Annotated in this window: 25 protein-coding genes and 1 tRNA gene; 15 read left to right on the forward strand and 11 right to left on the reverse strand. The window is 71.1% G+C overall.

Features of this window, described 5'->3' with window-relative positions:
* Positions 1-31: 31 nt before the first annotated feature.
* Positions 32-1,615 (reverse strand): helicase HerA-like domain-containing protein, encoded by a 1,584-nt coding sequence (locus ACFYX0_RS20590; protein ID WP_388972049.1) that lies wholly within the window; start codon positions 1,613-1,615, stop codon positions 32-34.
* 105 nt (positions 1,616-1,720) lie between these two features.
* Between ACFYX0_RS20590 and ACFYX0_RS20595 the strand changes: the two genes are divergently transcribed.
* Positions 1,721-2,017, forward strand: a complete 297-nt coding sequence (locus ACFYX0_RS20595; RefSeq protein WP_004943146.1) for a type II toxin-antitoxin system VapB family antitoxin — start codon at positions 1,721-1,723, stop codon at positions 2,015-2,017.
* 293 nt (positions 2,018-2,310) lie between these two features.
* The gene (locus ACFYX0_RS20600; RefSeq protein ID WP_388972052.1) at positions 2,311-2,961 is read left to right on the forward strand and encodes a LytR C-terminal domain-containing protein; all 651 of its coding nucleotides are present in this window, start codon (positions 2,311-2,313) and stop codon (positions 2,959-2,961) included.
* Between the two features lie 57 nt (positions 2,962-3,018).
* Here the strand turns inward: ACFYX0_RS20600 and upp are convergent, their stop codons facing one another.
* A complete protein-coding gene (upp, locus tag ACFYX0_RS20605; RefSeq protein WP_311695792.1) occupies positions 3,019-3,654 on the reverse strand; it encodes a uracil phosphoribosyltransferase in 636 nt (211 codons plus the stop codon).
* 189 nt (positions 3,655-3,843) lie between these two features.
* Here upp and ACFYX0_RS20610 point away from each other — a divergent pair, with 189 nt between their 5' ends.
* The 8 genes from ACFYX0_RS20610 (at position 3,844) to ACFYX0_RS20645 (ending at position 8,699) form a co-directional block, all read left to right on the forward strand.
* Positions 3,844-4,029 carry a hypothetical protein gene (locus ACFYX0_RS20610; protein WP_388972056.1) on the forward strand — a complete coding sequence of 62 codons (186 nt, stop codon included), beginning with the start codon at positions 3,844-3,846 and terminating at the stop codon, positions 4,027-4,029.
* A 286-nt stretch (positions 4,030-4,315) separates the two neighbouring features.
* On the forward strand, positions 4,316-4,843 hold the full coding sequence (locus ACFYX0_RS20615; protein WP_388972097.1) for a hypothetical protein: 528 nt from the start codon (positions 4,316-4,318) through the stop codon (positions 4,841-4,843).
* 66 nt (positions 4,844-4,909) lie between these two features.
* The gene (tadA, locus tag ACFYX0_RS20620) at positions 4,910-5,338 is read left to right on the forward strand and encodes a tRNA adenosine(34) deaminase TadA (RefSeq protein WP_388972101.1); all 429 of its coding nucleotides are present in this window, start codon (positions 4,910-4,912) and stop codon (positions 5,336-5,338) included.
* A gap of 69 nt (positions 5,339-5,407) precedes the next feature.
* Positions 5,408-5,492, forward strand: a tRNA-Ser gene (locus ACFYX0_RS20625).
* Between the two features lie 195 nt (positions 5,493-5,687).
* Complete coding sequence (locus ACFYX0_RS20630) at positions 5,688-5,864, forward strand: hypothetical protein (protein WP_311695789.1); 177 nt, start codon at positions 5,688-5,690, stop codon at positions 5,862-5,864.
* Between the two features lie 43 nt (positions 5,865-5,907).
* Positions 5,908-6,201, forward strand: coding sequence for a Dabb family protein (locus ACFYX0_RS20635; RefSeq protein ID WP_355916025.1), 294 nt, complete (start codon positions 5,908-5,910; stop codon positions 6,199-6,201).
* Between the two features lie 206 nt (positions 6,202-6,407).
* Entirely contained in the window at positions 6,408-7,541 is a 1,134-nt protein-coding gene (locus ACFYX0_RS20640) for an RNA polymerase sigma factor SigF (RefSeq protein ID WP_388972060.1), read from the forward strand.
* 246 nt (positions 7,542-7,787) lie between these two features.
* A complete protein-coding gene (locus tag ACFYX0_RS20645) occupies positions 7,788-8,699 on the forward strand; it encodes an RNA polymerase sigma factor SigF (protein ID WP_388972063.1) in 912 nt (303 codons plus the stop codon).
* Positions 8,700-9,065: 366 nt separating this feature from the next.
* Here ACFYX0_RS20645 and ACFYX0_RS20650 read toward each other — a convergent pair whose 3' ends face one another.
* A complete protein-coding gene (locus ACFYX0_RS20650) occupies positions 9,066-9,260 on the reverse strand; it encodes a hypothetical protein (RefSeq protein ID WP_311695783.1) in 195 nt (64 codons plus the stop codon).
* 244 nt (positions 9,261-9,504) lie between these two features.
* Between ACFYX0_RS20650 and ACFYX0_RS20655 the strand changes: the two genes are divergently transcribed.
* The 4 genes from ACFYX0_RS20655 to ACFYX0_RS20670 all read left to right on the forward strand — a co-directional run bounded on the left by ACFYX0_RS20655 (position 9,505) and on the right by ACFYX0_RS20670 (position 14,013).
* Positions 9,505-10,008, forward strand: coding sequence for a MarR family transcriptional regulator (locus tag ACFYX0_RS20655; RefSeq protein ID WP_355916034.1), 504 nt, complete (start codon positions 9,505-9,507; stop codon positions 10,006-10,008).
* An 18-nt stretch (positions 10,009-10,026) separates the two neighbouring features.
* A complete protein-coding gene (locus ACFYX0_RS20660; protein WP_388972067.1) occupies positions 10,027-12,558 on the forward strand; it encodes an MFS transporter in 2,532 nt (843 codons plus the stop codon).
* A gap of 108 nt (positions 12,559-12,666) precedes the next feature.
* Positions 12,667-13,488, forward strand: a complete 822-nt coding sequence (locus ACFYX0_RS20665) for a YceI family protein (RefSeq protein ID WP_355916040.1) — start codon at positions 12,667-12,669, stop codon at positions 13,486-13,488.
* 51 nt (positions 13,489-13,539) lie between these two features.
* Positions 13,540-14,013, forward strand: coding sequence for a PPOX class F420-dependent oxidoreductase (locus tag ACFYX0_RS20670; RefSeq protein WP_355916043.1), 474 nt, complete (start codon positions 13,540-13,542; stop codon positions 14,011-14,013).
* Positions 14,014-14,032: 19 nt separating this feature from the next.
* On the opposite strand, the gene ACFYX0_RS20675 is transcribed toward ACFYX0_RS20670, so the two are convergent.
* From ACFYX0_RS20675 to ACFYX0_RS20705, 7 genes are all read right to left on the reverse strand, one after another.
* Positions 14,033-14,809 (reverse strand): TetR/AcrR family transcriptional regulator, encoded by a 777-nt coding sequence (locus ACFYX0_RS20675; RefSeq protein WP_388972071.1) that lies wholly within the window; start codon positions 14,807-14,809, stop codon positions 14,033-14,035.
* Between the two features lie 199 nt (positions 14,810-15,008).
* Positions 15,009-17,294, reverse strand: a complete 2,286-nt coding sequence (locus tag ACFYX0_RS20680) for an ArnT family glycosyltransferase (protein WP_388972074.1) — start codon at positions 17,292-17,294, stop codon at positions 15,009-15,011.
* Positions 17,291-18,796 carry a glycosyltransferase gene (locus ACFYX0_RS20685; RefSeq protein ID WP_388972076.1) on the reverse strand — a complete coding sequence of 502 codons (1,506 nt, stop codon included), beginning with the start codon at positions 18,794-18,796 and terminating at the stop codon, positions 17,291-17,293. Before ACFYX0_RS20685 ends, ACFYX0_RS20680 begins: the two co-directional genes overlap by 4 nt.
* Before the next feature lie 14 nt (positions 18,797-18,810).
* Positions 18,811-20,475: an ATP-binding protein gene (locus ACFYX0_RS20690; protein WP_388972078.1), complete on the reverse strand. Its 1,665-nt coding sequence runs from the start codon at positions 20,473-20,475 to the stop codon at positions 18,811-18,813.
* Entirely contained in the window at positions 20,472-21,212 is a 741-nt protein-coding gene (locus tag ACFYX0_RS20695; protein WP_355916059.1) for a response regulator transcription factor, read from the reverse strand. The genes ACFYX0_RS20690 and ACFYX0_RS20695 overlap by 4 nt, the downstream gene beginning before the upstream one ends.
* A gap of 211 nt (positions 21,213-21,423) precedes the next feature.
* A complete protein-coding gene (locus ACFYX0_RS20700; protein WP_388972080.1) occupies positions 21,424-21,831 on the reverse strand; it encodes an antibiotic biosynthesis monooxygenase family protein in 408 nt (135 codons plus the stop codon).
* 43 nt (positions 21,832-21,874) lie between these two features.
* Positions 21,875-22,741 (reverse strand): DUF2797 domain-containing protein, encoded by an 867-nt coding sequence (locus tag ACFYX0_RS20705; RefSeq protein ID WP_388972082.1) that lies wholly within the window; start codon positions 22,739-22,741, stop codon positions 21,875-21,877.
* Between the two features lie 288 nt (positions 22,742-23,029).
* Here ACFYX0_RS20705 and ACFYX0_RS20710 point away from each other — a divergent pair, with 288 nt between their 5' ends.
* Complete coding sequence (locus tag ACFYX0_RS20710; protein ID WP_388972084.1) at positions 23,030-23,566, forward strand: hypothetical protein; 537 nt, start codon at positions 23,030-23,032, stop codon at positions 23,564-23,566.
* 61 nt (positions 23,567-23,627) lie between these two features.
* On the opposite strand, the gene ACFYX0_RS20715 is transcribed toward ACFYX0_RS20710, so the two are convergent.
* Complete coding sequence (locus tag ACFYX0_RS20715; RefSeq protein ID WP_388972086.1) at positions 23,628-24,092, reverse strand: multicopper oxidase domain-containing protein; 465 nt, start codon at positions 24,090-24,092, stop codon at positions 23,628-23,630.
* Positions 24,093-25,388 lie beyond the last annotated feature (1,296 nt).

The raw sequence follows: 25,388 nt of genomic DNA on the forward strand, positions 1-25,388 counted from the left end.
CGCCCGCCCCGGGCGGCCGCCCCTGCACCGTCTAACGCCTGCGGCGGGCCGTTCCGAAGAGGGAGCGTGTGATCTCCCGGCCCAGCTGCGTGCCCAGGGAGCGGGCCAGGGACTTGAAGGCCTCGCTGGTGACGACCTGTCCGACCAGGGACGGCTCCTCCCGTCCGGTCTCCCGCCCGCTCCCCTTCGCCTCCTGGAACGGCCGGCCCGCCGCCTCCCGTGCCGCGAGCATCTCGTACGCCGACTCACGGTCGACCGCCTGCGCATAACGCCCGTACAGCGGCGACGACATGACCGCCCGCTCCAGCACCTCCCCGTCCACCGGCCCCATCAGGGACTCCGGCGCCCTCAGCCGGGTCATCGCGACCGGTGTCGGGGCGCCCCGCTCGCTCAGGACCGTCACCACGGCCTCCCCCGTGCCGAGACCGGTCAGCACCTCCTCCAGGTCGTAGGGGGAGGTGGGGAAGGTCCGCACGGTGGCTTTCAGCGCCTTCTGGTCGTCCGGGGTGAAGGCGCGCAGCGCGTGCTGGACACGGCTGCCGAGCTGGGCCAGCACCTCCGCGGGCACGTCCCGCGGGGTCTGCGTGACGAAGAGGACGCCGACGCCCTTGGAGCGGATCAGCCGCACGGTCTGGGTGATCGCGTCCAGGAACGCCTTGGACGCCCCGCTGAACAGCAGATGCGCCTCGTCGAAGACGAAGACCAGCTTCGGCTTGTCGACGTCACCGACCTCCGGCAGATCGTGGAAGAGGTCCGCGAGGAGCCACATCAGAAAGGTGGAGAACAGCTGCGGTCTGTCCTGGACCGCGGGCAGTTCGAGCACGGAGAGCGTGCCCCGGCCGTCGGACGCCGTGCGCAGCAGCTCGCTCGTGTCGAACTCCGGCTCCCCGAAGAAGGGCGCCATCCCCTCCGCCTCGAAGGCCGTCAGCGCCCGCAGGATCACGCCGGCCGTCGCCGTCGACAGACCGCCGATCTCCTTCAGCTCCGCCCGGCCCTCGTCCGACGTCAGAAAGGCCACCACCGCCCGCAGGTCCTTCAGGTCGACCAGCTCCAGGCCCTTGGTGTCCGCGTAGTGGAAGACCAGGCCGAGCGACTGCTCCTGAGTCCGGTTCAGCCGGAGCACCTTCGACAGCAGCACCGGGCCGAAGCTCGTGATCGTGGCGCGTACGGGGATGCCCCGGCCGAGGCCGCCCAGTGCGTAGAACTCGGCCGGGAAGGCGGTGGGTGTCCAGTTCTGGCCGGTCTCGGCCGCCCGTGCGCGCACCCGCTCGTTCTCCTGCCCGGCCGCCGAGACACCGGAGACGTCCCCTTTGACGTCCGCCAGGAACACCGGCACGCCCTGCGCCGAGAGTTGCTCGGCGATCAGCTGGAGGGTCTTCGTCTTGCCGGTGCCGGTCGCGCCCGCGACCAGGCCGTGCCGGTTGAGCACCGACAGCGGGACACGGATCCGCGCGCCGGGCAGGCACTGCCCGTCCCACACCAGGGCGCCCAGGTCGACGGCCGGACCCGCGAAGGCGAACCCGGACGCGATCTCCTGGGCCCGGGGAGGGAGCGCGGGAGCGCTCTTTGGGGTCGCGGGCGCGGCGGCCCCGGGTACCGGCCGGCTGTCGCTCATCTCGAAGCACCTGTTCCGTTTTGCACCCGTTTACTGCATCTTTTCCAGCGTCGCACTCCGTCGCCATGGCTGCGCCCGGAACGTGTGGCCCGGTAGGCTTTCCGTGTGATCTTCAAGCGCATCGGAAACGGCCGGCCGTACCCCGACCACGGCCGGGAGAGCACCCGGCAGTGGGCGGACGTCGCGCCGCGCCCGGTCCGCCTCGATCAGCTCGTGACGACCAAGCAGCAACTCGACCTGGAGACCCTCCTCGCCGAGGACTCGACGTTCTACGGCGACCTCTTCGCGCATGTCGTGAAGTGGCAGGGCGACCTGTACCTGGAGGACGGCCTCCACCGCGCGGTGCGCGCGGCGTTGCAGCAGCGCCAGGTCCTGCACGCGAGAGTGCTCGAACTCGACTGATCCCAGGCGTTCGTCCGCCCCTCACCCGGGGCGTTCGTCCACCTTTCCCGCGGACCTCGCCGCTCTTGCGCACTCCGCTCGATCCGGCGCGCCCGCTCCCGCGCCCGCGCCGTCCATGTGCGCCCCGCGCGAACCCCCACGTCCGCCTCCTCGGCGGCCGTGCACGTGCGCACACCCCGCCGTACGCCCCCGCGTGACCGTCCGTTCGCCCCGATGACCCGTTCGGGTTGGACTGGGGAGCACCCAATGATCATCTAGTAGGCATTGCCGCCCGGGCGCACTACGCTGCGCCCATGAGCATGCTGACTCCCCCCGGCATGGGTGGCCAGTACCGGATCACGGGGAGCAAGTACCCGAGGATGCGCCGACCCCGACGCCGCGGCAGGCTTGTGGTCGCCATCGTCGCGTCGGTGGCCGCTGTCGGACTGATCGGCTGGGGAACCCTGCAGCTCATCGATGTCTTCACCGGCGGCGACAGGACGTTGGCGGCCGGTTCCAAGGCGGGCTGCGCGCCCAAGGGGGGTCCGTCGCCCACGGCCACCGCGAAGGCCCTGCCCGCGCCCGGCCAGATCACCGTGAACGTCTTCAACGCCACGGCCCGCAGCGGCCTCGCCAAGGAGACCGCCGACGAGCTGAAGAAGCGCGGCTTCCGCATCGGCACGGTGGGCAACGCGACCGAGGACTACGACAAGAAGGTCAAGGGCGCCGGGGTACTGCTCGGCGCCAAGGCCGCCACCGGCACCAGCCTGCCCGTCCTCGGCACCCAGCTCGCCGACGCCGAACAGCGCACCGACACCCGTACGGGAGGCTCCGTCGACCTCATCCTGGGCGACGGGTTCAAGTCCCTGACGGACAAGCCGGCCGCGGACAAGGCCCTGTCGGCCCTGACCGCCCCGGCCGCGTCGGCGTCACCGGGCAAGGACGGCAAGAAGAAGAACTGCTGAGCCGCCACCCACGAGCCCCCGCCGGTCCGGCGGGGGCGGGGCAGGGGGCAGGGGGTGCTACTCCGCCGCCCCGTACAGCCGGTCACCCGCGTCGCCGAGTCCCGGCACGATGTAGCCGAGCTCGTTGAGGTGGTCGTCGACGGCGGCCGTGACCACCGTGACCGGCGTACCCGCCAGTTCGCGCTCCATCACCTCGACGCCCTCCGGGGCGGCGAGCAGCACCACGGCGGTCACGTCGCGCGCCCCGCGCCGGATCAACTCCTGGATCGCCGCCACGAGGGTGCCGCCGGTGGCGAGCATCGGGTCCAGGACGTACACCTGGCGCCCCGACAGGTCCTCCGGCATGCGCGTCGCGTACGTGGAGGCCTGGAGCGTCTCCTCGTTGCGGATCATGCCCAGGAAGCCCACCTCGGCGGTCGGCAGCAGCCGGACCATGCCGTCGAGCATGCCGAGGCCGGCCCGCAGGATCGGCACGACCAGCGGGCGGGGGCGGGACAGCTTGACGCCGGTGGTGGCGGCGACCGGGGTCTCGATGTCGATCTGCTCGGTGCGCACGTCCCGCGTGGCCTCGTAGGCGAGCAGGGTGACGAGCTCGTCGGCGAGCCGACGGAAGGTCGCGGAGTCGGTGCGGCGGTCGCGCAGCGTGGTGAGCTTGTGGGCGACCAGGGGGTGGTCGACGACGTGGAGACGCATGGCCCTAACAGTAACCGGGCTTCCCGCGGCGGCCGCGCCGTGTGCGGCCCCGGCCCCGCCGTCCGGCCCGCCGCCCCGCCCCGGCTCGCCCGCGGCCCGCTCCCGTCCCGCCGCCCCGCTCCGGTCTGCCTGGCTTCGGACCCCCCATCAGGGGGAAAGTGGGAAGGACGGAACTGGGGTGGTGTGCCTATGCCCGACGGGGAATCCCACGAGGAGCCCGAAGCGCAGGAGACGGACGCCGAGCGCAGGCGGCGCCGGACCCTGTTCCTGCGCGAACTCACGGAGGCCCGGGAGCTTCGCGACCGCGTCCAGCCCCGGCGCGCCAAGGTCGCGCGCCTGCGTCACGCCATGCGCATGCGCACCTTCCGCTGGTAGCGACGCGGCCGCCATGGGGTGGCCGTGCGGCCACACCGCCCCGGGCCGCGTACGATCCGCTGGTGGCGGCAATGAGTGCGCTGGTGAGTGGACCGCTTCGGCGGGGGTGTTCGATCGGAGCATCCACGATCGAAACGGCCAGACACAGGGAGCCGAAGACGTCCCCTGAACGCCTTGTTTCTGCCACGATTCCGAGTGGGTGGGGCTCGGAGAGACCATTCCCCGCCCATAACCTCCGCCGGGGGGAACCCCAACCGGCACGCCTATGACCAGTGGGAGAGTCACGGTGTACTTCGCCGCACTGCTCGCGCGCACCGAAGACGGGTGGGAAGCGAGCGACACAGAGCTCGACGATGTGGAGACCCTGTCGGATCTGACCGACCTGGCCCGTGACGCCTCGGTCGACGAGGACACGGTGCTCGTACTCATCGAGCAGGAGGACGCGTGGTTCGGCGTCGTCCGCTTGGACGGCGAGGACGACCCTCGCATCTACGTCTCGGACGCCTCCGCCGCCGCCCGTAGCTCGTACGGCGAGATCCTGCTTACCGACGAACTGCTCGGAAGGGAGCCCGGCGACGACGGCGCCGACCTCGACTCCCTCGACCTCGACGGCACCGAGGACGGTGAGCCCGGCGACGACGAGGACGGAGCCGGCTCGGACGCCTCCGTGCCGCACGGCCCCGTGGGCGACAGCGAGATCCTCGACGACCTGGGCGTCAGCGAGAAGGAGCTGCGCATCCTGGACGCCGAGGACGCGCTCAGCTCGATCGCCGAGGCCCTGGGCGCCTCGGAGGTCCTGGAGACCGTCCGCTAGGTGCACCGGGTGACCGAGGACGGGACGCCGGCCCCCGATCCGGTGCGCGACCAGTGGCGGGCCGCGATGCGGCTCGCCCTGGACGAGGCCGACCAGGCCGCCGCGGGCGGTGACGTGCCCGTCGGCGCCGTCGTGCTGTCCGCGGACGGCTCGGTGCTGGCCGTCGGTCACAACGAACGCGAGGCCACGGGCGATCCGACGGCCCATGCGGAGATCCTCGCGCTCCGCCGGGCCGCGAGCGCGCTCGGCGAGTGGCGGCTGTCCGGCTGCACACTCGTCGTCACGCTGGAGCCCTGCACGATGTGCGCGGGTGCGCTGCAGCAGTCCCGGGTGGACCGGCTGGTCTACGGCGCACGCGACGAGAAGGCCGGCGCGGCCGGGTCGCTGTGGGACCTGGTGCGCGACCGGCGCCTCAACCACCGCCCCGAGGTCATCGACGGCGTGCTCGCCGACCGGTGCGCCCAACTGCTGACGGACTTCTTCCGGACCCGCTGAGGAGCCGGCCCGGGCGATCCGCAGAAACGGATTTCAGACCACGGCCCACTGTGGGGTAGGGTCTCCCTCGGTAGCGTGTCCGAGCGGCCGAAGGAGCTCGCCTCGAAAGCGAGTGTGGCGCAAGTCACCGAGGGTTCAAATCCCTCCGCTACCGCTCTGGAAGGGTCCCGTCGACCGACGGGGCCCTTCGTGCGTCCGCGGGACCGGGGCCCCCGACACGACGTACGGGAAAAGGCCGGGTGAGGGCCTGGTGCGATTCGTGATCTTTTGCGGTTCCCGAACAACCGGCCGAGATACACTCACCGGCGGCGAACGGGCCCGCGGGGCACGGCAGACGGGGGAGGCCGCGGTGGCGGTACAGGGGAAGAAGATCGCGGTGTACGCGCTCGTGGTCTTCGCGCTCTACGTGATCATCACCGACCCTGCCAAGGCCGCCGACTACGTCGAGATAGGGTTCGAGGGCATCTCCAGCGCCGCCAAGGCCATCGGCCACTTCATGACCTGGATCGCCGACGGAGCCAAGTGAGGCTCCCGGCCGGGCGGCCCCCGTCACACCCCCGGGAGCGCCCGTGATCCGCCACCTGGTCCTCTTCAAGCTCAACGAGGGCGTCCGGCGCGACGACCCGCGCGTGGTGGAGGGGGTGCGCGCCTTCGAGAGCCTCGGCGGCCGGATCGACGAGCTGCGCGCCTGGGAGTGCGGCTGGAACATCACCGACCGGCCCATCGCCTACGACTTCGCGATCAACTCGGCGGTCGAGGACACGGACGCGCTCCGGCGTTATCTGGAGCACCCGGCACACCAGGAAGGTGTCGCGATGTGGCGCGAGTTCGCCACATGGGTGATCGCCGACTACGAAATCTGAGCGACACCGCCCACGGATTCCGCGCGACACCCCTCACGGAGCCCCCCATCTCAACGATGGGGGGCTCTCCTGTGTCTTGTGCCCCAACTCTCCCTCAACACGGCGTTATGGGGTGCTTGCACCCTGTGTCCATTCTTGTGATGCTATGACCGCTTTACGACGGTGAGTTGACAGAGGCGTTGACGGATGAAGAGGTGGCGTTGACCGTGTCGGCCAGTACTGCGCCGCCTCAGGACGAGGCTTCAAGCCCGAGTCCCGGCCGGCACCGGACACCCGTCACGACTCCCGCACGGCCCCAGGAATCCGACACCGCCCCCTCCGAGCCCCAGGAGCCCGACCCCGCCCGCCCCGCCCCCCAGCCCCCCGGCAGGACCGCCTCAGCCCCTTCCACCTCCGCTACCGCGCCGGCCTCATCCGCCTCACGCACCGCCCAACCACCGCACAACACGCTCTCCTCACCCGTACCCGCACCCGCCGACGGCGACCCCTCCGCCACCTCCGATCCCTCCGATCCCTCTGATCCCTCCGACCCCGAGGACCCTGAGGACCTCGACTCGACGACCACCCCCCAAAAGCGCCGCGGCGCCGACACCCGGGCCCTCACCCAGGTGCTCTTCGGCCAGCTCAAGGGCCTGGAGCCGGGCACGCCGGAGCACCACCGCGTACGCGGGGCGCTCATCGAGGCCAACCTCCCGCTCGTGCGCTATGCCGCCGCCCGCTTCCGCTCCCGCAACGAGCCCATGGAGGACGTCGTCCAGGTCGGCACCATCGGGCTGATCAACGCCATCGACCGCTTCGACCCCGACCGCGGCGTGCAGTTCCCGACCTTCGCGATGCCGACCGTCGTCGGCGAGATCAAGCGCTACTTCCGCGACAACGTCCGCACGGTCCATGTCCCGCGCCGGCTGCACGAGCTGTGGGTGCAGGTCAACAGCGCAACCGAGGACCTCACCACGACGCACGGGCGCTCCCCGACCACCGCCGAGATCGCCGAGCGGCTGCGCATCACCGAGGAGGAGGTGGTGGCCTGTATCGAGGCGGGGCGCTCGTATCACGCCACCTCGTTGGAGGCCGCCCAGGAGGGTGACGGGCTGCCGGGCCTCCTCGACCGGCTCGGCTACGAGGACCCGGCCCTCGACGGGGTCGAGCACCGCGACCTCGTACGGCATCTGCTCGTCCAGTTGCCGGAGCGCGAACAGCGGATCCTGCTGCTGCGCTACTACAGCAATCTGACCCAGTCACAGATCAGCGCCGAACTGGGTGTCTCCCAGATGCATGTGTCAAGGCTCCTCGCCAGGAGCTTCGCGCGACTGAGATCCGCAAACAGGATCGACGCCTAACTCACGCGAGCGAATCGCCCGCAAGAGTTCTTGCCGACAGTTCTGCGCTGAAAGGCCCTCAGAACTCCTCCAACCAGGGCGCATTCACCTCTTGCATGTCGACATGTCACTACAGCGTGTTGCCGACATGTGACATTCTTCCGGGAGCGCGTTTGCCGCAGCCTCGTGGCCGGTATTCAGGTGGAGGCTGCGTTCCCTACGACGGGAGCGTCCGCCGCGACCGTCCCGCGACCCAAAGGGGGTGGCATGTCCGCAGACAAGGGCAGCTCGAAGGTGCTCACGCTCGTGCAGAGCGACTCCGCGCCCGATGTGCTTCAGGACCTTCAGGCCCCTCAGGACCTCCCGGGTGCCGAGAACCTCCCGGCTCCCGAGGCACCGGACCTTCCGTCCTCGGAGGCCATCGACACCCGCACCCTGTCCCGCTCCCTCTTCCTGCGGCTCGCCGCCCTCGACGAGAACAGCCCGGAGCGTGCCTACGTCCGGGACACCCTCATCGAGCTGAACCTCCCCCTCGTGCGCTACGCGGCCGCCCGCTTCCGCAGCCGCAACGAGCCGATGGAGGACATCGTCCAGGTCGGCACGATCGGGCTGATCAAGGCGATCGACCGGTTCGACTGCGAACGGGGCGTGGAGTTCCCGACGTTCGCGATGCCGACGGTCGTCGGTGAGATCAAGCGGTTCTTCCGGGACACGTCGTGGTCGGTGCGGGTGCCGCGCCGGCTGCAGGAGCTGCGTCTGGCGCTCACCAAGGCCAGCGACGAGCTGTCGCAGAAGCTCGACCGCTCGCCGACGGTCACCGAACTCGCCTCGGCGCTCGGGGTGTCGGAGGAGGACGTGGTCGACGGCCTCGCCGTCGGCAACGCGTACACGGCGTCGTCGCTGGACTCGCCCGCCCCCGAGGACGACGGCGGCGAGGCCTCGCTCGCGGACCGTCTCGGCTACGAGGACTCGGCGCTGGAGGGCGTGGAGTACCGCGAGTCCCTCAAGCCGCTGCTGGCCAAACTCCCGCCCCGCGAGCGGCGGATCATCATGCTGCGCTTCTTCGCGAACATGACGCAGTCGCAGATCGGCGAGGAGGTCGGCATCTCGCAGATGCACGTCTCCCGGCTGCTCACCCGCACGCTGGCACAGCTGCGAGAGGGCCTGATCTCCGACTAGGGCGTATTGCGAAAGTCCCGTCGTTCGCCCGAAGGGCGAGGCAGGCGGGACTCTCTCAACACACCCCAGGGGCCTGATGCCACAGCGGGGAACGTCCGGCGCCCGCCCGTACCCGCCCCGCGCGCGAGAACAGCCCGCCGGGCGTCCCTGCCGGTCCGCAGTGACCTCCGCGGCCGGGCGTCGCCAAGCCCGGCCGTACAGCGCGGGTTCACCCGGCGGCACGGCAAACGCCCGCAGCACGGCGCCCGTTGGGTACGCCGTGCCGAGCGGACGTCGCGGAGCCCGCGCGCGCGAGGGCGCGGGCCGGCGACGGTCGTGAGAAGACCGGGAGAAGGCGGCCGGCTCCTTCCGGAGTCCGGCTGCCCCTTACATCAGTGCGAGCCAGGCGACCGCGGCGACGATCACCACGGCGGCGACGACACCGACGATCAGGCCGATGCGCGGCCCTGCCGGAGCGGACGCCTGCTGCCTGCCCTGCGGCGCCTCGTCGACGAACGCACGGAACATCTGCGTGCTGCCGGCGGGGTCGTAGTTGCCCTGGGGGCCCTGGGTGTTAGCCATGGCCCGAGACCCTAGCGAATACCCGGGTGTCGCCCAAGTGGGGGATCCGCTCTCACACCCGGTCTCCACCGGAAGAGCCCGGTCCACGCCCTGGCGGACACACGGTCTCCCGGCCTCCCACCTCACTGTTTACGTTCGCAACACTTGCCTTTGCCAAGTTTTTGCTCCGAAAGCCGCCGATTAATTTGCCTGCAGCAACCAATATCCTTACGGTTGCTCCAGGCAACGAATTGGAGGAGGTGCGATGGCCGCGCAAGCCCAGTACGAGGAACTGGCACGTCAGCTCAGCGCCATCGGAGCCGTGAAAAGGGACTTGGGGCGGATCCTGCCGCCCGACTGCCCGGGCGGCTCCGCTGCCGTGCTGACACTGCTCGGCCGTCACGGCGACATGCGCATGAGCAAGCTCGCCGAGCTGCTCGCCGTGGACATGTCGGTCACCAGCCGCCATGTCGCCCATGTCGCGGAGCGCGGCTGGATCGAGCGCTCCCCCGACCCCGCGGACAAGCGCTCCCGGATCCTGCGCCTGACGGCGGCCGGCCACATCCAGCTCGACGAACTGTCCCGGCGCAGCACCGACCTGCTGGCCGAACGGCTCGCCGACTGGTCGGACGACGACGTCGGCCGCCTCATCCAGCTGATGACGCGACTGCGCGAGAGCTTCGGCGACTGCCGCTCCGCGCCCCGGCTCGCGCACTTCGCCCCCGCGGCGGAATCCGTTGCCGACCGGACCACCCGTACACCCGCATAACGTAAGAAAAGGAAGCCCATGGCAACGACCACACCAGCCGGTGTGCGGGCTCACGCCAAGCACGGGGGAGGCTCCCCGGACGGCGCTCCGATGACACACCGGCAGATCATGGAGGCCCTGTCCGGCCTCCTGCTCGGCATGTTCGTGGCGATCCTGTCGTCCACGATCGTGTCCAACGCCCTGCCGCACATCATCGGCGACCTCGGCGGCGGCCAGTCCGCCTACACCTGGGTCGTCACCGCGTCGCTGCTGGCCATGACCGCGACCACCCCGCTGTGGGGCAAGCTCGCGGACCTCTACAGCAAGAAGGCGCTCGTCCAGATAGCCCTGGTCATCTATGTCCTGGGCTCGATGGCCGCGGGCCTGTCGCAGAACCCCGGCATGCTCATCGCCTGCCGTGTCGTCCAGGGCGTCGGCGTCGGAGGTCTGTCCGCCCTGGCGCAGATCGTCATGGCGGCGATGATCTCCCCCCGTGAGCGCGGACGTTACTCCGGCTACCTCGGCGCCACCTTCGCCGTCGCCACCGTCGGCGGCCCGCTGATCGGTGGTGTCATCACCGACACCGACTGGCTCGGCTGGCGCTGGTGCTTCTACGTCGGTGTGCCCTTCGCGATCCTCGCGCTGGTCGTGCTGCAGAAGACCCTGCACCTGCCCGTGGTGAAGCGGGACGTCAAGGTCGACTGGGCCGGCGCGTTCTTCATCTCCGCCGCCGTCTCCCTGCTGCTGGTCTGGGTCACCTTCGCCGGTGACAAGTACAACTGGCTGTCGTGGCAGACCTACACCATGGTCGCGGGCGCCGTCGTCCTCGCCGCGATCTTCATCTTCGTCGAGACCAAGGCCGCCGAGCCGATCATCCCGCTGCGGCTGTTCCGCAACCGCACCATCACCCTGTCGTCGCTCGCCTCGCTCTTCGTGGGTGTCGCGATGTTCACCGGCACGGTGTTCTTCGCCCAGTACTTCCAGCTGGCCCGCGACAAGTCGCCGACGATGTCCGGTGTGCTGACCATCCCGATGATCGGCGGCCTGTTCGTCTCCTCCACGGTCTCCGGCCAGGTCATCACCAGGACCGGTAAGTGGAAGGCCTGGCTGGTGTGCGGTGGCGTGCTCGTCACGGCCGGTCTGGGTCTGCTCGGCACCCTGCGCTACGACACGGCCTACTGGAAGGCCGCCGTCTTCATGGCGCTGATGGGCCTCGGCATCGGCATGATGATGCAGAACCTGGTCCTGTCCACGCAGAACCAGGTGGCGCCCAGCGACCTCGGTTCGGCCAGCTCTACGGTGACCTTCTTCCGGTCCCTCGGCGGCGCGATGGGCGTCTCCGCGCTCGGCGCGTTCATGGCCCACCGGATCACCCACTACTTCACGGACGGCCTCGCCGACCTCAGCCCGAAGTACCAGCGGCTGGCAGCCCGCTCGAGCGCCGACGGCGCCATCCCGGACCTGGCGAAGCTGCCCCGTCCGCTGCGCACCCTCATGGAGAGCTCGTACGGCCACGCCATCGGCGACGTCTTCCTGGTCGCCGCGTGCCTGGCGTTCCTCGCCTTCGTGATCACGCTGTTCATCAAGGAGGTCCCGTTGAAGACCCAGGGCGGTCTGGCGCAGGCCGCGGCGGCCGCGTCCGAGGAGGCCCCGGCGGTCGCCGCGACCACCGCCGCGATACCCGCTCCGGCCGAGGAGAAGGTTCCCAGCTGGGCCGTGGCGAGCACGGAGGCCACGCCCGACGGCACGGCCACGCAGCAGCACGCGGCCGTCGCCACCATCGCCGCCCCCGGCGAGTCCACGCCGTCCGGCGGTGTCCCGCTGCGCGGTTTCGTCCGCGGCGCCGAGAGCGCCCCGGTCCCCCAGGCCGCCGTCACGCTGATCTCCCTCGGGGGACGCCAGCTGGGCCGGTCGGTCGCGGGGGCCGACGGCTCCTACGCGGTGGACGCGCCGGGCACGGGCTCGTACGTCCTGATCGCCTCCGCCGACGGCTACCAGCCGCAGGCCTCCACGATCGTGGTGAACGAGGAGCCGGTGTCGTACGACATCCTGCTCAGCGGCACCAGCGGTCTGACCGGTGTCGTCCGGGCCACCGAGACCGCGCTGCCGGTCAAGGACGCCATGGTGATCGTCACGGACGTCCGCGGTGATCTGCTGGCCACTGCCACCACCGGCGAGCAGGGCGACTTCGTCTTCGCCGAGCTGGTGCCGGGCTCCGTCACCGTCGCGGTGAACGCCGTCGGCTTCCGGCCGCGGGCGCTGCCGGTCGAGGTGGGCGGCACCGGGGTCACCCGGATCGAGATCGACCTCGACTCCGGCGCCCAGATCCAGGGTGTCGTACGGGCCCCGCACGGCCCGCTCGCGGACGCCCGGGTGACCCTGGTGGACGCGGCGGGCAATGTGGTCGGCACGGCCACCACCGGCACGGACGGCGCGTACGCCTTCACCGACCTGAACAACGGCGAGTACACCGTCATCGCCACCGGCTACCCGCCGGCGGCCACCGCGGTGAACGTGAGCGGCCGCGGCGTCGACGACCACGACATGACGCTGGCCCATCCGGGCGAGTAGGTCGGACCCCGGCCCGCGGGGGCGCGCTCTGAGCGGAGGTGCGCCCCCGCGGGCCGGTTTTTTGAGCCTTCTACGGGGATATTCAAGGATTTAGAGGGAGACCACACGATGGCACTGACCGCACGGATCCGTACGCGGGACGGCTGGGCCGTGTCGCACGCGGTCGTCACCGTGACCGACATGACCGGTACGCAGGTGCTGCGCGCCGAGGCCGACGCGGAGGGGACCGTCCGGGACGCGACGACGCTGACGCCCGGCGCGTACACCGTGATCGTCACCGCGGTCGGGTACGCGCCCGCCGCCTCCAGCGCGATCGTCACCGCGAGCGGCCGCGCCGAGATCGGCACCGTGACGCTGGCCCGGCAGGGCGGCGCCGAACTGCCCCCGCCCGGACCGTGGACCATCGACCCGGTGCACTCCTCGGTGGGCGCGGTCGCCCAGCACCTGGGAATCTCCAGCGTGCACGGACGCTTCACCGAGTTCTCCGGGCGCATCGAGATCGCCCCGGACGAGCTGCAGAAGTCCCGCGTCGAGGCGGTCATCAGCGCCGCGTCCATCGACACGGGCAACGGCATGCGCGACACACATCTGCGGTCGGCCGACTTCCTGGACGTCGAGACCTACCCGCAGATCACCTACCGCTCGACCGGTCTGACGGCCGCGGGCTCCGACCGCTGGACGGTCCACGGCGAGCTGACCATGCGCGGCATCGTCCGCCCGGTCGACCTCAGCCTCGCCTACCTCGGCACCGGCGCCGACCCGTGGGGCGGCACCCGCGCGGCCTTCCGCGCCACGGCGGAACTGCGCCGCGAGGACTTCGCGATGAACTACAACCAGGTCCTCCAGGCGGGCATCGCCGCGATCGGCACCACGCTGCGGGTGGAGCTGGACATCCAGGCGGTGCAGGGCGACTCACTCCCGCAGGCGTAGGCACGGCAGGGTCAGGCTCCCGGGGCCGCCGAGCGCCTAGGCTTGCGTCCCATGGCACCGAACATCGCGACGAACACCTCCGTATCGCGGGACGAGCTGCTGGACTTCGTCCGTCCCCGGCACCGCGCGATCCTCCTGACGCGGCGCGCCGACGGCAGCCCCCAGGGGTCGCCGCTGACCTGCGGGGTCGACGACTCGGGACGGATCGTGGTCTCCACGTACCCGGAACGGGCCAAGACGCGCAACGCCAAGCGGGACGAGCGGGTCAGCCTGATCGTGCTCAGCGACGAGTGGAACGGGCCGTGGGTCCAGATCGACGGCACCGCCGAGGTCGTCGACTCGCCGGACTCCGTCGAGCCGCTCGTCGAGTACTACCGCAACATCGCGGGCGAGCACCCGGACTGGGACGAGTACCGTGCGGCCATGGTCAAGCAGGGCAAGTCGATCATCCGGATCACCCCGGTGAAGTGGGGCCCGGTGGCGACCGGCGGTTTCCCCGCCCGGCTCGCGCCCCCGCAGGACTGATCGCCGGGACCCGCGGCCGTCACCCCCGGGCGACCATGGCCTCGATCCCCGCGATCAGCGTCTGCAGCGCGAAGGTGAAGTCGCGGTCGCGCATCTCCTCCACCGTGTCACCGCCGCGGGCCTCGATGAGGTCCGCGGTGTGGTGCACGACCTCGCTGTGGTCGGGGCTCTCCGTCACCGCGCTCAGCGCCTGACGGACGTACTCGTCCTGGGTCGTCCCGGCCGTGGCACAGCGCTCGATGAAGTGGCCCTCGATCGTGCCGAATCCGTACACGAACTGGAAGACCGCGGAGATCGCACCCATCCGGCCGTACGCGGGCAGCCCGGTCAGCCGGATCACCCGCTGCACGGCCAGCGAGAAGGCCACGGCGTGCGGGCCGATGTTGAGGAACCGCCCGGCCAGCGGTGACAGCCACGGATGGCGCACCAGCAGCGCCCGGTACTCCGCGGCGAGCGCCCGCAGCTGATCGCGCCAGTCCCGGTCGGAGTCGGCGGCCGGCAGCCGCATCTCCCCGAAGACGGCGTCCAGCGCCAGCTCCAGCAGATCGTCCTTGGTGTCCACGTACCAGTAGACCGACATCGCCGTGACGTTGAGCTCGCCGGCCAGGCGGCGCATCGAGAACCTCGCGAGGCCCTCCGCGTCCAGCAGTCGTACGGTCGCCCCGGTGATCCGGGCGCGGTCCAGTCCGGACGGCTGACCGCCGCCCCCACGCGAGCCGCCGCCCCGGGGCGCCTTGCCCTCCAGCCAGACGCTGGTCCGCGCCGGGCGCCCCGCCCGCTGGGCCGTCTTCACCATGGCGCACCTTCCTCGACACTCCGACCGCTGATCACGATGCCAGGTGCCCCTTGGGGGCGCGAGGCCGTCCCCCGCGCGGTGACGCCCCGTGGCCACCATCCCCGAGTCTTCCCGTTCCGCCGTCGCGAAAAAGCGGTGGACCGGGCGTGTGCCCGGCCCACCGCTTCGAGGCCGTCCCTCGGGTTCCGCCGACCGGGCGTCAGCCGCCGGTCTTGCGCGTGAGGTCGTAGAAGGTGGCCGAACCGACCGTCACCTTCTTGAAGTTCTTCGTCACCCACGTGCTGATCTGCGAGGAAACGTTGGAGCCACCGGTGCCGCCGCCCCCGCCGCCGAAGCCGCCGCCGGAGATGAAGTAGTGGATCCTGCCCTGCGCCACGTACTTCTCGAACTGGGCGAGCGTCGGGGACGGGTCGCTGCCGTTGAAGCCGCCGATCGCCATCACCGGGTCACCGGTGGCGAGCTGGTAGCTCGCGGCGTTCTGGGAGCCGATGGACGCGGCCACCCAGGTGTAGGTCCCGGCGTCCTTCTCCAGCAGCTTCTTGGCCGCGGAGCCGACCTCGGCACCGTTGAGCAGGCCACCCATACCGCCGGCGCCGCCCGTGCCGCCCTCACCCGTCCGGCCGCCACCGGGGAAGCCGTTGCCCTGCTGACTCCGGCCGGTGCCGTTGCCCTGCTGCTGGTTCTGGCCCTGGCCGTTCTGGCCGGGCATCCCGCCGCCGGGGAAGCCGCCCATGCCGCCGGTACCGCCGGTGCCTCCGGTCCCCCCGTTTCCGCCCGGGAAGCCGTGGCCCTGGGCGCCGTTCGGGGTAGTGCCGTTGCCGTTCTGCCGGCTGCCGCCCGGCATGCCGCCGCCGAAGCCGCCGCGCATGCCGCCACCGGGGCCTCCCCCGGGGCCCCCCATCATGCCGGCGCCCGCCGGACCGGCCGTCACGATCGAACCGGTGTGGCCCTCGTTCACCGTGGTCAGGGTGTACGCGGTCGGACCCGCGAGGGCGGCCGTGAAGCTCAGGGCCACCGTCGCGAGGGCGAGCTGCCGCCCGAGCCGGGCCACGAAGATCAGGCCAAGGGCGCCGGCCAGACCGCCGAGGAGAACGAGCCACTTCAGCCAGGGCAGATAGTCCGGCGTGCGGTTGAGGAGCACATATCCCCAGGCCGCCGTCGCCGTGGCGGTGGCCGCCAGCGTGAGCGACGCCCACGTCTTCGACCGCTCCTCCCACAGCACCGTGACGCCCATGCCGACCAGCGCGGCGATGTAGGGCGCGAGGGCCACCGTGTAGTACTGGTGGAAGATGCCCGCCATGTAGCTGAAGACGACCGCGGTCATCAGCAGCGAACCGCCCCAGGCAAGGAACGAGCCGCGCGTCAGGTCCGTGCGCCGGGCCTTCCTGGTCAGCACGAGACCCGCGACGAACAGGATCAGCGCGGCCGGCAGCAGCCAGGAGATCTGGGAGCCGATCTCGGAGTTGAACATCCGGTTCCAGCCCGTGGCGCCCCACTGGCCGCCGTTGCCGCCGCCCATGCCGCCGACACTGCCGGTCTCGTCGCCGTTGATGCGGCCGAGGCCGTTGTAGCCGAAGGTCAGCTGCAGGAAGGAGTTGTTCTGCGAGCCGCCGATGTACGGGCGCGAGGACGCGGGCCACAGCTCCACGATCGCGACCCACCAGCCGCCGGAGACGACCAGCGCGACCGTCGCGAGGCCCAGCTGCACCAGCCGCTTCCTGAGCTTCACGGGCGCGCAGACCCCGTACACGACCGCGAGGGCGGGCAGGATCAGGAAGGCCTGAAGGGTCTTCGTCAGGAACGCGAGGCCGACCGCGGCCCCCGCCCACACCAGCCACTTGGTGCGGCCGTCCTCCAGGGCCCGGATGACGAGGTAGACGGTGAGCGCCATCAGCAGCGCCAGCAGCGCGTCCGGGTTGTTGAACCGGAACATCAGCGCGGCGACCGGGGTGAGCGCGAGCACGGCACCCGCGATCAGGCCCGCCGCGGGACTGAACCGGCGCCGGACGGCCGCGTACACCGCGGCGACCGTGAGGACGCCCATGACGACCTCGGGGACGAGGATCGCCCAGGAGTGCAGGCCGAAGACCCGCACGGACAGGGCCATCGGCCACAGCGCGGCCGGGGGTTTGTCGACGGTGATCGCGTTGCCCGCGTCCAGCGAGCCGAAGAAGAGCGCCTTCCACGACTTGCTGCCGGCCTGGACGGCCGCCGAGTAGAAGGAGTTGGCGTACCCGGAGGCGCTCAGGCCGTACAGGTACAGCACTGCGGTGGCGAGCAGCAGACCGAGGAACGCGGGGCGTGCCCAGCGCGGGTCCTCGGGCCGGCCCCGCAGGAATCTCCGTGCGAGCGGCTGCCCGGGCTCACCGGCGCCGGGGGCGGGCGCCGACGGGGTGACGGGCTGCTGCGACCCGGCCGTGGGCGGCCCCCAGGACCGCGGATCCGCGCCCTCTCGGTGGGTCGGCTGCTCGTACTGCGTGGTCATCGGTAGTCCCTAGGGTCGGTGTCCTGCGGACGCACCGGCTGCAGTGGCATGGTCGCGTCCCTCCAGGTGGCGCGGTCCGCGTCGGCACCGGCGCGGATCCGGGTGGGGTCGTACGAGGACTGCGGCGCCGCGGGCCGCTGCTGCGGCTGGTACAGGTGCTGTTGCGGCTGGTGCTGCTGCGGCTGGTAGGGGTGCTGCGGGAAATGGTGCGGCGCGTACGGGCCGGCGGCGTCGAAGGCCGGCGGAGGCGTCGGGCCGTCGTCGCGCCGGTCCGGGAAGACCCAGGCCCTGAAGAGCAGGAAACGCAGCACGGTCGCCGCGAGGTTGGCGGCGATCAGCACCGCCAGTTCCGTGGAGTGCGCGGGGTTGCCGATCGCCGCGTTCAGGGCGGCGAGCGAACCGCTGGTGAGGACGAGGCCGATACCGAACACGACCAGGCCCTGCGCCTGGTGCCGGACGGCGCCGCCCCGGCCGCGCACCCCGAAGGTGAGCCGGCGGTTGGCCGCCGTGTTGGCGACCGCCGAGACCAGCAGGGCCAGCGCGTTGGCGATCTGCGCGCCCGAGAACTGCCGGAAGAGGCTGTAGAGCACCAGGTAGAAGAGGGTGGACAGACCGCCGACCACACAGAAGCCGACGAGCTGGCGGGCCAGGCCCCGCGGCACGTCCTGGATGTCCCGGTCGCGCGGGTCGTCGCCGAACGGCCGGGCGAGCCGGTCCAGCGGCAGCGAGCCGCCGGCCAGCGCCTTGCCGATCCGCCAGACGCCCTTGAGGTCGTCGGTCGCCGTCTTCACGATGTGCACGGTCGAGTCGGGGTCGTCGACCCAGTCGACCGGCACCTCGTGGATCCGCAGACCGGCGCGCTCGGCGAGGACCAGCAGCTCGGTGTCGAAGAACCAGCCGGTGTCCTCCACCAGCGGCAGCAGCACCTGGGCCACATCGCGGCGGATCGCCTTGAATCCGCACTGGGCGTCCGAGAACCGGGCCTGGAGCGAGCCGCGCAGGATGAGGTTGTAGGCGCGGCTGATGAACTCCCGCTTGGGACCGCGCACGACCCGGGAGGCGCGGGCGAGCCGGGAGCCGATCGCGAGGTCGGAGTGGCCCGAGATCAGCGGTGCCACCAGCGGGAGCAGCGCGTTGAGGTCGGTGGAGAGGTCCACGTCCATGTAGGCGAGGACCGGGGCGTCCGAGGCCGACCAGACGCTCCGCAGGGCGCGGCCGCGGCCCTTCTGCTCCAGCCGGAACGACCTCACCTCCGCGACCTGGGCCTCCAGCCGTGCGGCCACCTCGGGGGTGGTGTCCGTGGACGCGTTGTCCGCGATCGTGATGCGGAAGGCGTAGGGGAACGTACGCGTGAGGTGCTCATGGAGCCTGAGCACGCACGGCTGGAGGTCCTTCTCCTCGTTGTAGACGGGGATCACTACGTCCAGGACCGGCGTGCCGGCTCCGGCGGCCGGGAGGTGCTCCCGCGCCGGCAGGGTGCCGGGAGAAGAATCGGTTCGCATGGAACCGACTCTTCTCAAGCGCCCTGTCGCACCCGTGTGGTGGCGCTGTGGTGTGCCTGTGAGTGCGGTTGCCAGTTCGTCTCGGACGCGGGTGAGGGCGCGTACGGGGTCAGCGCGGGAACGTGCACGGTGAACACCGTCCGCCCGGGCACGCTGTCGACGGTCACCGCGCCGCCGTGCGCGGCCGCGACGGCCTGCACGATGGCGAGCCCGAGACCGGTGGAGCCGGTGGCCCGGGAGCGCGCCGAGTCGCCGCGCGCGAACCGTTCGAAGACATGCGGCAGCAGATCGGGCGGAATGCCCTGGCCGTCGTCCTCGACGTCCACGCACAGCCAGTGCCCTCGCCGTGCGACGCGTGCGGTGACGGTCGTACCGGGCGGGGTGTGGGTGCGCGCGTTGGCGAGCAGATTGACGAGCACCTGCTGGAGCCGGGCGGCGTCCGCCAGGACGAGCACGGGCTCCTCGGGCAGTTCGAGCCGCCAGTTGTGGTCCCGGCCGGCCGCACGCGCGTCGCTGACGGTGTCCACGACGAGCGGTGCGAGGTCGGTCCGGTCGAACTGGAGCGGGCGGCCCGCGTCCAGCCGGGCGAGCAGCAGCAGATCCTCGACGAGAAGTGTCATGCGGCCGGCCTCGGACTCGATCCTGCCGAGGGCGTGCCGGGTGTCGGGCCCGGTCTCCTCACGGCCGCGCCTGGTCAGCTCGGCGTACCCCCGGATGGAGGCGAGCGGTGTGCGCAGCTCATGGCTGGCGTCGGCGACGAACTGCCGTACCCGCATCTCGCTCTGCTGCCGTGCGTGCAGGGCGCCGTGGACATGGTCCAGCATCCGGTTGAGCGCGGCCCCGACCTGCCCGACCTCGGTGTGCGGATCGGTCTCGGACTCCGGTACCCGTTCGTCGAGGGTGACCTCGCCGGTGTGCAGGGGCAGTTCGGAGACCCGGGTGGCGGTCGAGGCCACCTTGCGCAGGGGCCGCAGGGCGAGCCCGACCAGCACGGATCCGGCGATGCCGGCGGCGACGAGACCGGCGCCGGTGACGCTGACCTCGACGACGATGAGGGTGTCGATGTTGTCGGTGACGTCGTTGGTGGGCAGCCCGACGTAGTAGTCGCCGTGGGTGCCCGTCACATACATGACCCGGTATCCGCCGAGGCCCGGGATGTCGATGCTGTGCATGCCCTTCTTCGGCACGGCGGCGAGCGCGGCGACCTGCGCGGTGTCGAGCCGGCTGGGGACCATGCCCTTGAAGCCGTTGCTGTCGCTGTTCGGCTTGGAGACGGCCGCCTTGACGATCCGGCCGTTCGTGCCGACCACGGCGGCGACCGTCCTGGGCTGCGCCGCTCCCTTGGTGACGATGAAGTCGAGCTTCGCGTCCGTCGAGTCGGCCTGGTCCGAGGCGCCCGGCAGGGACCCGGTACCGGACGGCGACTCCGAGCCGCCGTCGGGGCCGGGCGGTCCCCCGTCGGGCCCTCCCTTGGGCAGCCCGGCGACACGTCGGCCGACCTTGGCGACCTGGTCGTTCTTCTGCTTGTTCAGATGCTGGCTCAGCGCGATCGTCGTCACCGTGCCGATCACGGCGCACACCACGGCGATCAGCGTGACCGCCGAGACGACGAGCCGCGTCCGCAGCGTGCGCGGCTGTCGTGCTCGCCTCTGCGTACGCGACCGCCGTCGGCTGCTCATGACACCGCGGGCTTGATCAGATAACCGGCGCCGCGCCTGGTGTGGATCATCGGCTCACGACCCGCGTCGATCTTGCGCCGCAGATACGAGATGTACAGCTCGACCACGTTGGCCTGGCCACCGAAGTCGTACGACCACACACGGTCGAGGATCTGCGCCTTGCTGAGCACGCGCCGGGGGTTGCGCATCAGAAAGCGGAGCAGCTCGAACTCGGTGGCGGTCAGGTGGATGCTGTCCCCGGCCCGCCACACCTCGTGGCTGTCCTCGTCCAGCGTGAGGTCACCGACGACCAGCACGGACTCCGAGCGGCGGTCGGCGGCGCCGGAGCGCCGGATCAGCCCGCGCAGCCGGGCCACGACCTCCTCCAGGCTGAACGGCTTGGTGACGTAGTCGTCCCCGCCCGCGGTCAGACCCGCGATCCGGTCCTCCACGGCGTCCTTGGCGGTCAGGAAGAGCACCGGAACGTCGGGCAGTTCGCGGCGCAGCCGCCCCAGGACGCTCAGGCCGTCCATGTCCGGGAGCATCATGTCCAGGACGACGGCGTCGGGCCGGAACTCGCGTGCGGTCTGGATCGCGCCGTGCCCGTCCCCCGCGCTGCGGATCTGCCAGCCTTCGTAGCGCAGGGCCATGGACAGCAGTTCGGTGATCGACAGCTCGTCGTCCACCACCAGCACTCGGACGGGGCTCCCGTCCGGCCTCAGCAGTTCGGTGCGCCCGTGGGGCGAGGTCGTGGTCATGGTGACACCTTGTCCGCGCCCCCTGAGAAAGCACTTTCACGAGTCTGTGATTTCCCTGAGAAACACACAGGCGCCTCTCAGGCAGCTCCTGGGTGCATCGCCAAATGACCTGGTTCCAGGGGCCGATGACCTCGCCACGGAGCGCAGATGAGACGGAGATGAGCGCCCGGGGCCGTGAAGCGGCTGTGAGCGGACTGGGGACGAGCGGGACTCAGCGGGGCGGGGCGGCCGTGCCCCGATCGAAGGCGTGGCTGCGCTCGACCTTGGCGATGTGCAGCGCGTACGACTCGTACCACTGGGCGCGCCCGCGCTTCTGGGCCGCGCGGTGCTCCGGATAGCTCCGCCACTCCTCGATGGCGGCCAGGTCCCGGAAGTACCCGACGGTGATCGACAGCCCGCCCGGTGCGGTGGCCTGGTCCATGCCGAGATACCCGGGTACCTCCTTGACCAGCTCCTCCAGTTGCTCGGCGGTCTTCCCGTATCCCTCGCGGTCCTCGGCTGGCACGGCGGTGAAGACCACGACGTAGTAAGGGGGTTCGTGGGCGGGGACCGGTACGGGGCCGCCGGTCGGGGCGGAGGCGGCGGGGGAGGCCTCGGGCGTACCGCGGTGATCGCTCATGGCACCACGATCGGCGGCGGCACCATGTCCGTCCACCCCTTTCTCAGAACAACCCGTCCTGTACGCCCGGCTCCCCCATCTCCCTGACCGGCACGGTCAGTTCCTCTTCTGTGGTCCCCGTCAGCTCCCACCCCCTCATCAGCCGTGTGTCGAGTACGACGACCCCGCGTCCGGTGGCCAGATGGAGATCGGGCCCGGCGGCAGCGAGCAGCTCACCGCTCACCACCCCGCCGGCGACCAGCTCGCTCACCACGGCGTCCGCCCGCCGAAGCCCCTCCAGCCCGAACACCGCGCCGTGGTCGACCGCCCGGAACGGCACCCGCTCCAGCGACTCCGGCCAGCCGGCGAGCCCTACCGCCCGCGCATGCAGCTCCGCCGGCTCGGCGGCCCGCTCACCGGCCGGCGGCAGCGCGGACCGCACCGTGCGCTTGCCGGCGTACGGAATCCGGTCCGGTACCCCCAGCGCGGCCCGCAGCAGCTCCTCGGTGCGGCGCGCCGCCATCAGAGGGCCCTGTCCCAGCCAGCTGAAGGTGACGGCGCCCTGCTCCAGCAGCCGTGCCGGTCCGCGCTCGGCCGCGGTGATCCCGACCTTGACCAGGCCCGGCCCGAACCAGGCCAGATACACCCGGTACGGCCGCGGATCGTCAGCGAGGGTGTCGGCGGCCACGGAGTGCGCCCGGTCCAGTCGCGCGCACTCCTCGCACCGCGCGCCGGTGCTCCGCCCCGACACCCCGGTCCGCGTCGGGCATCCGTGTCCCCGCGCCCCCACGCAGGTCCGGGCGCTCCCCGGCACGACCGCGAAGGCCACCCGGCTCCCCCGTACCAGTCCACTGCGCCGCCCCCCTTCCCACCGCAGCGTCGGCCCGCCGTCGTCCCACGACAGCCCCGTACATCTCCACGCCCGACTCATCACCACCGAGAGTAGGGGTCGCCACTGACAACGCCCACGGCCCCCGGGCAGGCGAAGGCAGCCAGCCGTTCGAGAGGGAGGAAGTCCTCCGGATGCGGGCTATCGCCTACCGACGCACACCCGGTCCCGGGACCGGCTTCGGGCCCGGGCCGACGGCCTTGTGCGAGCCGGGGGTTCGGGCCGGGACCGTCTTGACGATGTTCTGACACGTCGCCCCATTGACCGCGCGCTCCGCACGGCGTTGCATCTTCTCTGCCCGGGCGGGGGCCCGGGCAGAGAGCTGGGACGATGACTGAGGGTGCCGGACCCGGACTGATCAGGGTCGCGTACTTCGAGCGGACGTCTGCGCTGATGACGGTCGCGAGCGTGGTGCTGTCCGAGGGGTTGCTGCTGGTCCTGGTCGGGACGACGCACCGGCTGGAGGCCTTGCTGGTGGGCGTGGTCACGGTCGCTCTGGTGTCCCTGGCGCTGCTGCCGTTCGGTCTCCGACTGCCCGCCCGGCGCCGCCGCAAGTACGAACAGGCCCTGCGGATCGGCGTCGTCGAGGAGCCGCGCGCCGACCAGGACGCGGCGCGACGGCTGTCGCTACGGCGCACGGCCGGCTTCGTCGGCGCGGTGGCCTGCTGGATGACGATCATCGGCCTCACGTTCCATGACCTGATGCCGCCCATCCCGTTGGTCGTGGTGGCCGTGACCCAGTGGGCCCGCGCCCGGGCGACAGCCCGCTGGGAGCGGGAGAACGGTGCGGCCCTGTGGCAGGACGTGCCCGGGGTCCTGGGTGTCCGCAACCCGGTGTTCCGTCTGTCGGCAGCGGGCGAGATGTGAATCCCACGGCCCCTGCGACCGCCCCACGTGATCCGGGCACTCGGCAGGCCACGAACCTGGATCAGCCCACGAGCCTGTTGAGCTGCTCCAACGTCTTCACCCGTGGCAGTTGCGTGTGCTCCTTCCGCCCGATGACGAGGGGGCGCATCATCTCGATGACGCCGTTCGAGTTGACGCCGTCCTCGTGTGTGGCCATGTGGCCGTGCCAGACGGTGGTCCCCTTGATGGGGAACGTACTGACCCAGGTGATGTAGTCGGAGTCCGAGTCGAGGACGTCCTTGGGGCCGGACTGGTACGCGGGGGCCTGCTCGAACGGCCCGATGGTGCCCGGCACAGGTTTGCCGTCGGGCGTCCATCGGCCCACGTGCCAGCGTCCGACCAGCTGCGACTGCTCGATGAGGTGCAGGTGGATGGGGTGGGAGTCGGGACTGTAGTTGCGAATGGCCCAGACTTCCCAAGAGCCCTGCTGAGGGGTCTCGGTGGCGGGCTGCATGTAGTTCAGCGGCTGGTTCTCGTCCCCGATCATGGGGTTGCCGGCGGTGGGTTCCGCGGCTTGGACGATACGCAGCCGGGCGTTTCGCGCACTTCGGCCTGCCGAACGGGCGCTTCTCCAAGACGTACGCGCTGCTGAGCGCGTCGTTCGACGGCGACCACGGTCAGCGGCTTCATAAGCAGCTGCGCCCGGCCCGCAGGTGACTGCTGTCAAGGCAAAAATCTGAGGCCCTGCGGATCACTCCGCAGGGCCTCAGACATGCTGCGCACTCGGCAGGATTCGAACCTGCAACCTTCTGATCCGTAGGATCGGGCAGCACGCCGTGGGGCGGGGCCGCAGCCTCCCGATCCGATCGCTGAAGCCAGCGATCATGTGCGTCTGTGTGTCGTCGTTGCCGTCAAGGTTGCCGTCAACTCCGAACGGAGAACTTTGGCGAGTTGCTCATCATCAGCCGTCCCGAGCAGCGCGAGGCTTCCCCATGGCGCATCACGAAGGAACTGAGTAACAACTCTCTCTGCTGGTTTCAAGGCGGCTCGCTACGCTCACCGCGCGCGGCCCGGCCCCCGGCCGGGCCTGCGCTCCTGTCTCCGCCCCGCTCCAGCCCGGCCGGCACCGGGATGGAGGGAGCGCCGTTCCCGGCTGGCGGGTCCGTAGCGGCTTATGGGGGGTGCTCCCATCCCGTCCGCCGTCGACCCAGGCAGAGCCGAGCAGACGTGGCCCATGCCCGCTCCACGGTGTGTGGGTCGACGGCGGACGGGATGGGAGCTGGGGGTTGATGTGGGCATTCAGGGCCCGCATGTCAGTGCCCCAAAGCAGAATGGACCCGGCCAAAGTCGCTACGCCGACCGCGTGGGCACGTCGGCCGCCAGTCCCTGCGACTCTCCCGGCTACGCTCGCGCGGGAGCGCCCCGCGGCGCGTGGCTGCGGGGCGCCTTGTGGGGTCTAGTCGATGAGATACCGCCCGTTGTACGTACCGCCCTTGCAGGTGAAGTCCGTAAAATCGGGCGTTCCGCCACCCTGCCTGCACTGAGCAGGGCTGATTGCGCCACTTTGTGCGGTGGCAGTGGCGGCGCCTGTGAGGCCGAGTCCGGCGAGGGCTGCCGTGGCGAAGACGGCGGCGAGGATTCGTCGAATGCGCATTCGGTTCCCCTTTCACGGATTACCTCGGCTGGGCCACTAGCCAGCTTGATCCTCGCCCATGTGGGTGGCACGTCATGTTGGGCCATTCGGGTGACGATCGCGTCCCATGAAGTGGTGTAGCCGGGCGTGGTCCCGGAACGCGCGGGTGTCTGCCCGGGGCGTGCATCCGCTGACGGTGCGTGCTCCCTG

The sequence above is a fragment of the Streptomyces sp. NPDC002573 genome (assembly GCF_042889625.1).
Classification (GTDB): domain Bacteria; phylum Actinomycetota; class Actinomycetes; order Streptomycetales; family Streptomycetaceae; genus Streptomyces; species Streptomyces gibsoniae.

Bases quoted from the DNA above. Each gene is read 5' to 3' on its own strand.
- ACFYX0_RS20590 (WP_388972049.1), bottom strand. From the start codon at position 1,615: ATGAGCGACAGCCGGCCGGTACCCGGGGCCGCCGCGCCCGCGACCCCA.
- ACFYX0_RS20600 (WP_388972052.1), top strand. From the start codon at position 2,311: ATGAGCATGCTGACTCCCCCCGGCATGGGTGGCCAGTACCGGATCACG.
- upp (WP_311695792.1), bottom strand. From the start codon at position 3,654: ATGCGTCTCCACGTCGTCGACCACCCCCTGGTCGCCCACAAGCTCACC.
- ACFYX0_RS20610 (WP_388972056.1), top strand. From the start codon at position 3,844: ATGCCCGACGGGGAATCCCACGAGGAGCCCGAAGCGCAGGAGACGGAC.
- tadA (WP_388972101.1), top strand. From the start codon at position 4,910: ATGCGGCTCGCCCTGGACGAGGCCGACCAGGCCGCCGCGGGCGGTGAC.
- ACFYX0_RS20645 (WP_388972063.1), top strand. From the start codon at position 7,788: ATGTCCGCAGACAAGGGCAGCTCGAAGGTGCTCACGCTCGTGCAGAGC.
- ACFYX0_RS20650 (WP_311695783.1), bottom strand. From the start codon at position 9,260: ATGGCTAACACCCAGGGCCCCCAGGGCAACTACGACCCCGCCGGCAGC.
- ACFYX0_RS20655 (WP_355916034.1), top strand. From the start codon at position 9,505: ATGGCCGCGCAAGCCCAGTACGAGGAACTGGCACGTCAGCTCAGCGCC.
- ACFYX0_RS20660 (WP_388972067.1), top strand. From the start codon at position 10,027: ATGGCAACGACCACACCAGCCGGTGTGCGGGCTCACGCCAAGCACGGG.
- ACFYX0_RS20665 (WP_355916040.1), top strand. From the start codon at position 12,667: ATGGCACTGACCGCACGGATCCGTACGCGGGACGGCTGGGCCGTGTCG.
- ACFYX0_RS20670 (WP_355916043.1), top strand. From the start codon at position 13,540: ATGGCACCGAACATCGCGACGAACACCTCCGTATCGCGGGACGAGCTG.
- ACFYX0_RS20675 (WP_388972071.1), bottom strand. From the start codon at position 14,809: ATGGTGAAGACGGCCCAGCGGGCGGGGCGCCCGGCGCGGACCAGCGTC.
- ACFYX0_RS20680 (WP_388972074.1), bottom strand. From the start codon at position 17,294: ATGACCACGCAGTACGAGCAGCCGACCCACCGAGAGGGCGCGGATCCG.
- ACFYX0_RS20685 (WP_388972076.1), bottom strand. From the start codon at position 18,796: ATGCGAACCGATTCTTCTCCCGGCACCCTGCCGGCGCGGGAGCACCTC.
- ACFYX0_RS20690 (WP_388972078.1), bottom strand. From the start codon at position 20,475: ATGAGCAGCCGACGGCGGTCGCGTACGCAGAGGCGAGCACGACAGCCG.
- ACFYX0_RS20695 (WP_355916059.1), bottom strand. From the start codon at position 21,212: ATGACCACGACCTCGCCCCACGGGCGCACCGAACTGCTGAGGCCGGAC.
- ACFYX0_RS20700 (WP_388972080.1), bottom strand. From the start codon at position 21,831: ATGAGCGATCACCGCGGTACGCCCGAGGCCTCCCCCGCCGCCTCCGCC.
- ACFYX0_RS20705 (WP_388972082.1), bottom strand. From the start codon at position 22,741: ATGAGTCGGGCGTGGAGATGTACGGGGCTGTCGTGGGACGACGGCGGG.
- ACFYX0_RS20710 (WP_388972084.1), top strand. From the start codon at position 23,030: ATGACTGAGGGTGCCGGACCCGGACTGATCAGGGTCGCGTACTTCGAG.
- ACFYX0_RS20715 (WP_388972086.1), bottom strand. From the start codon at position 24,092: ATGATCGGGGACGAGAACCAGCCGCTGAACTACATGCAGCCCGCCACC.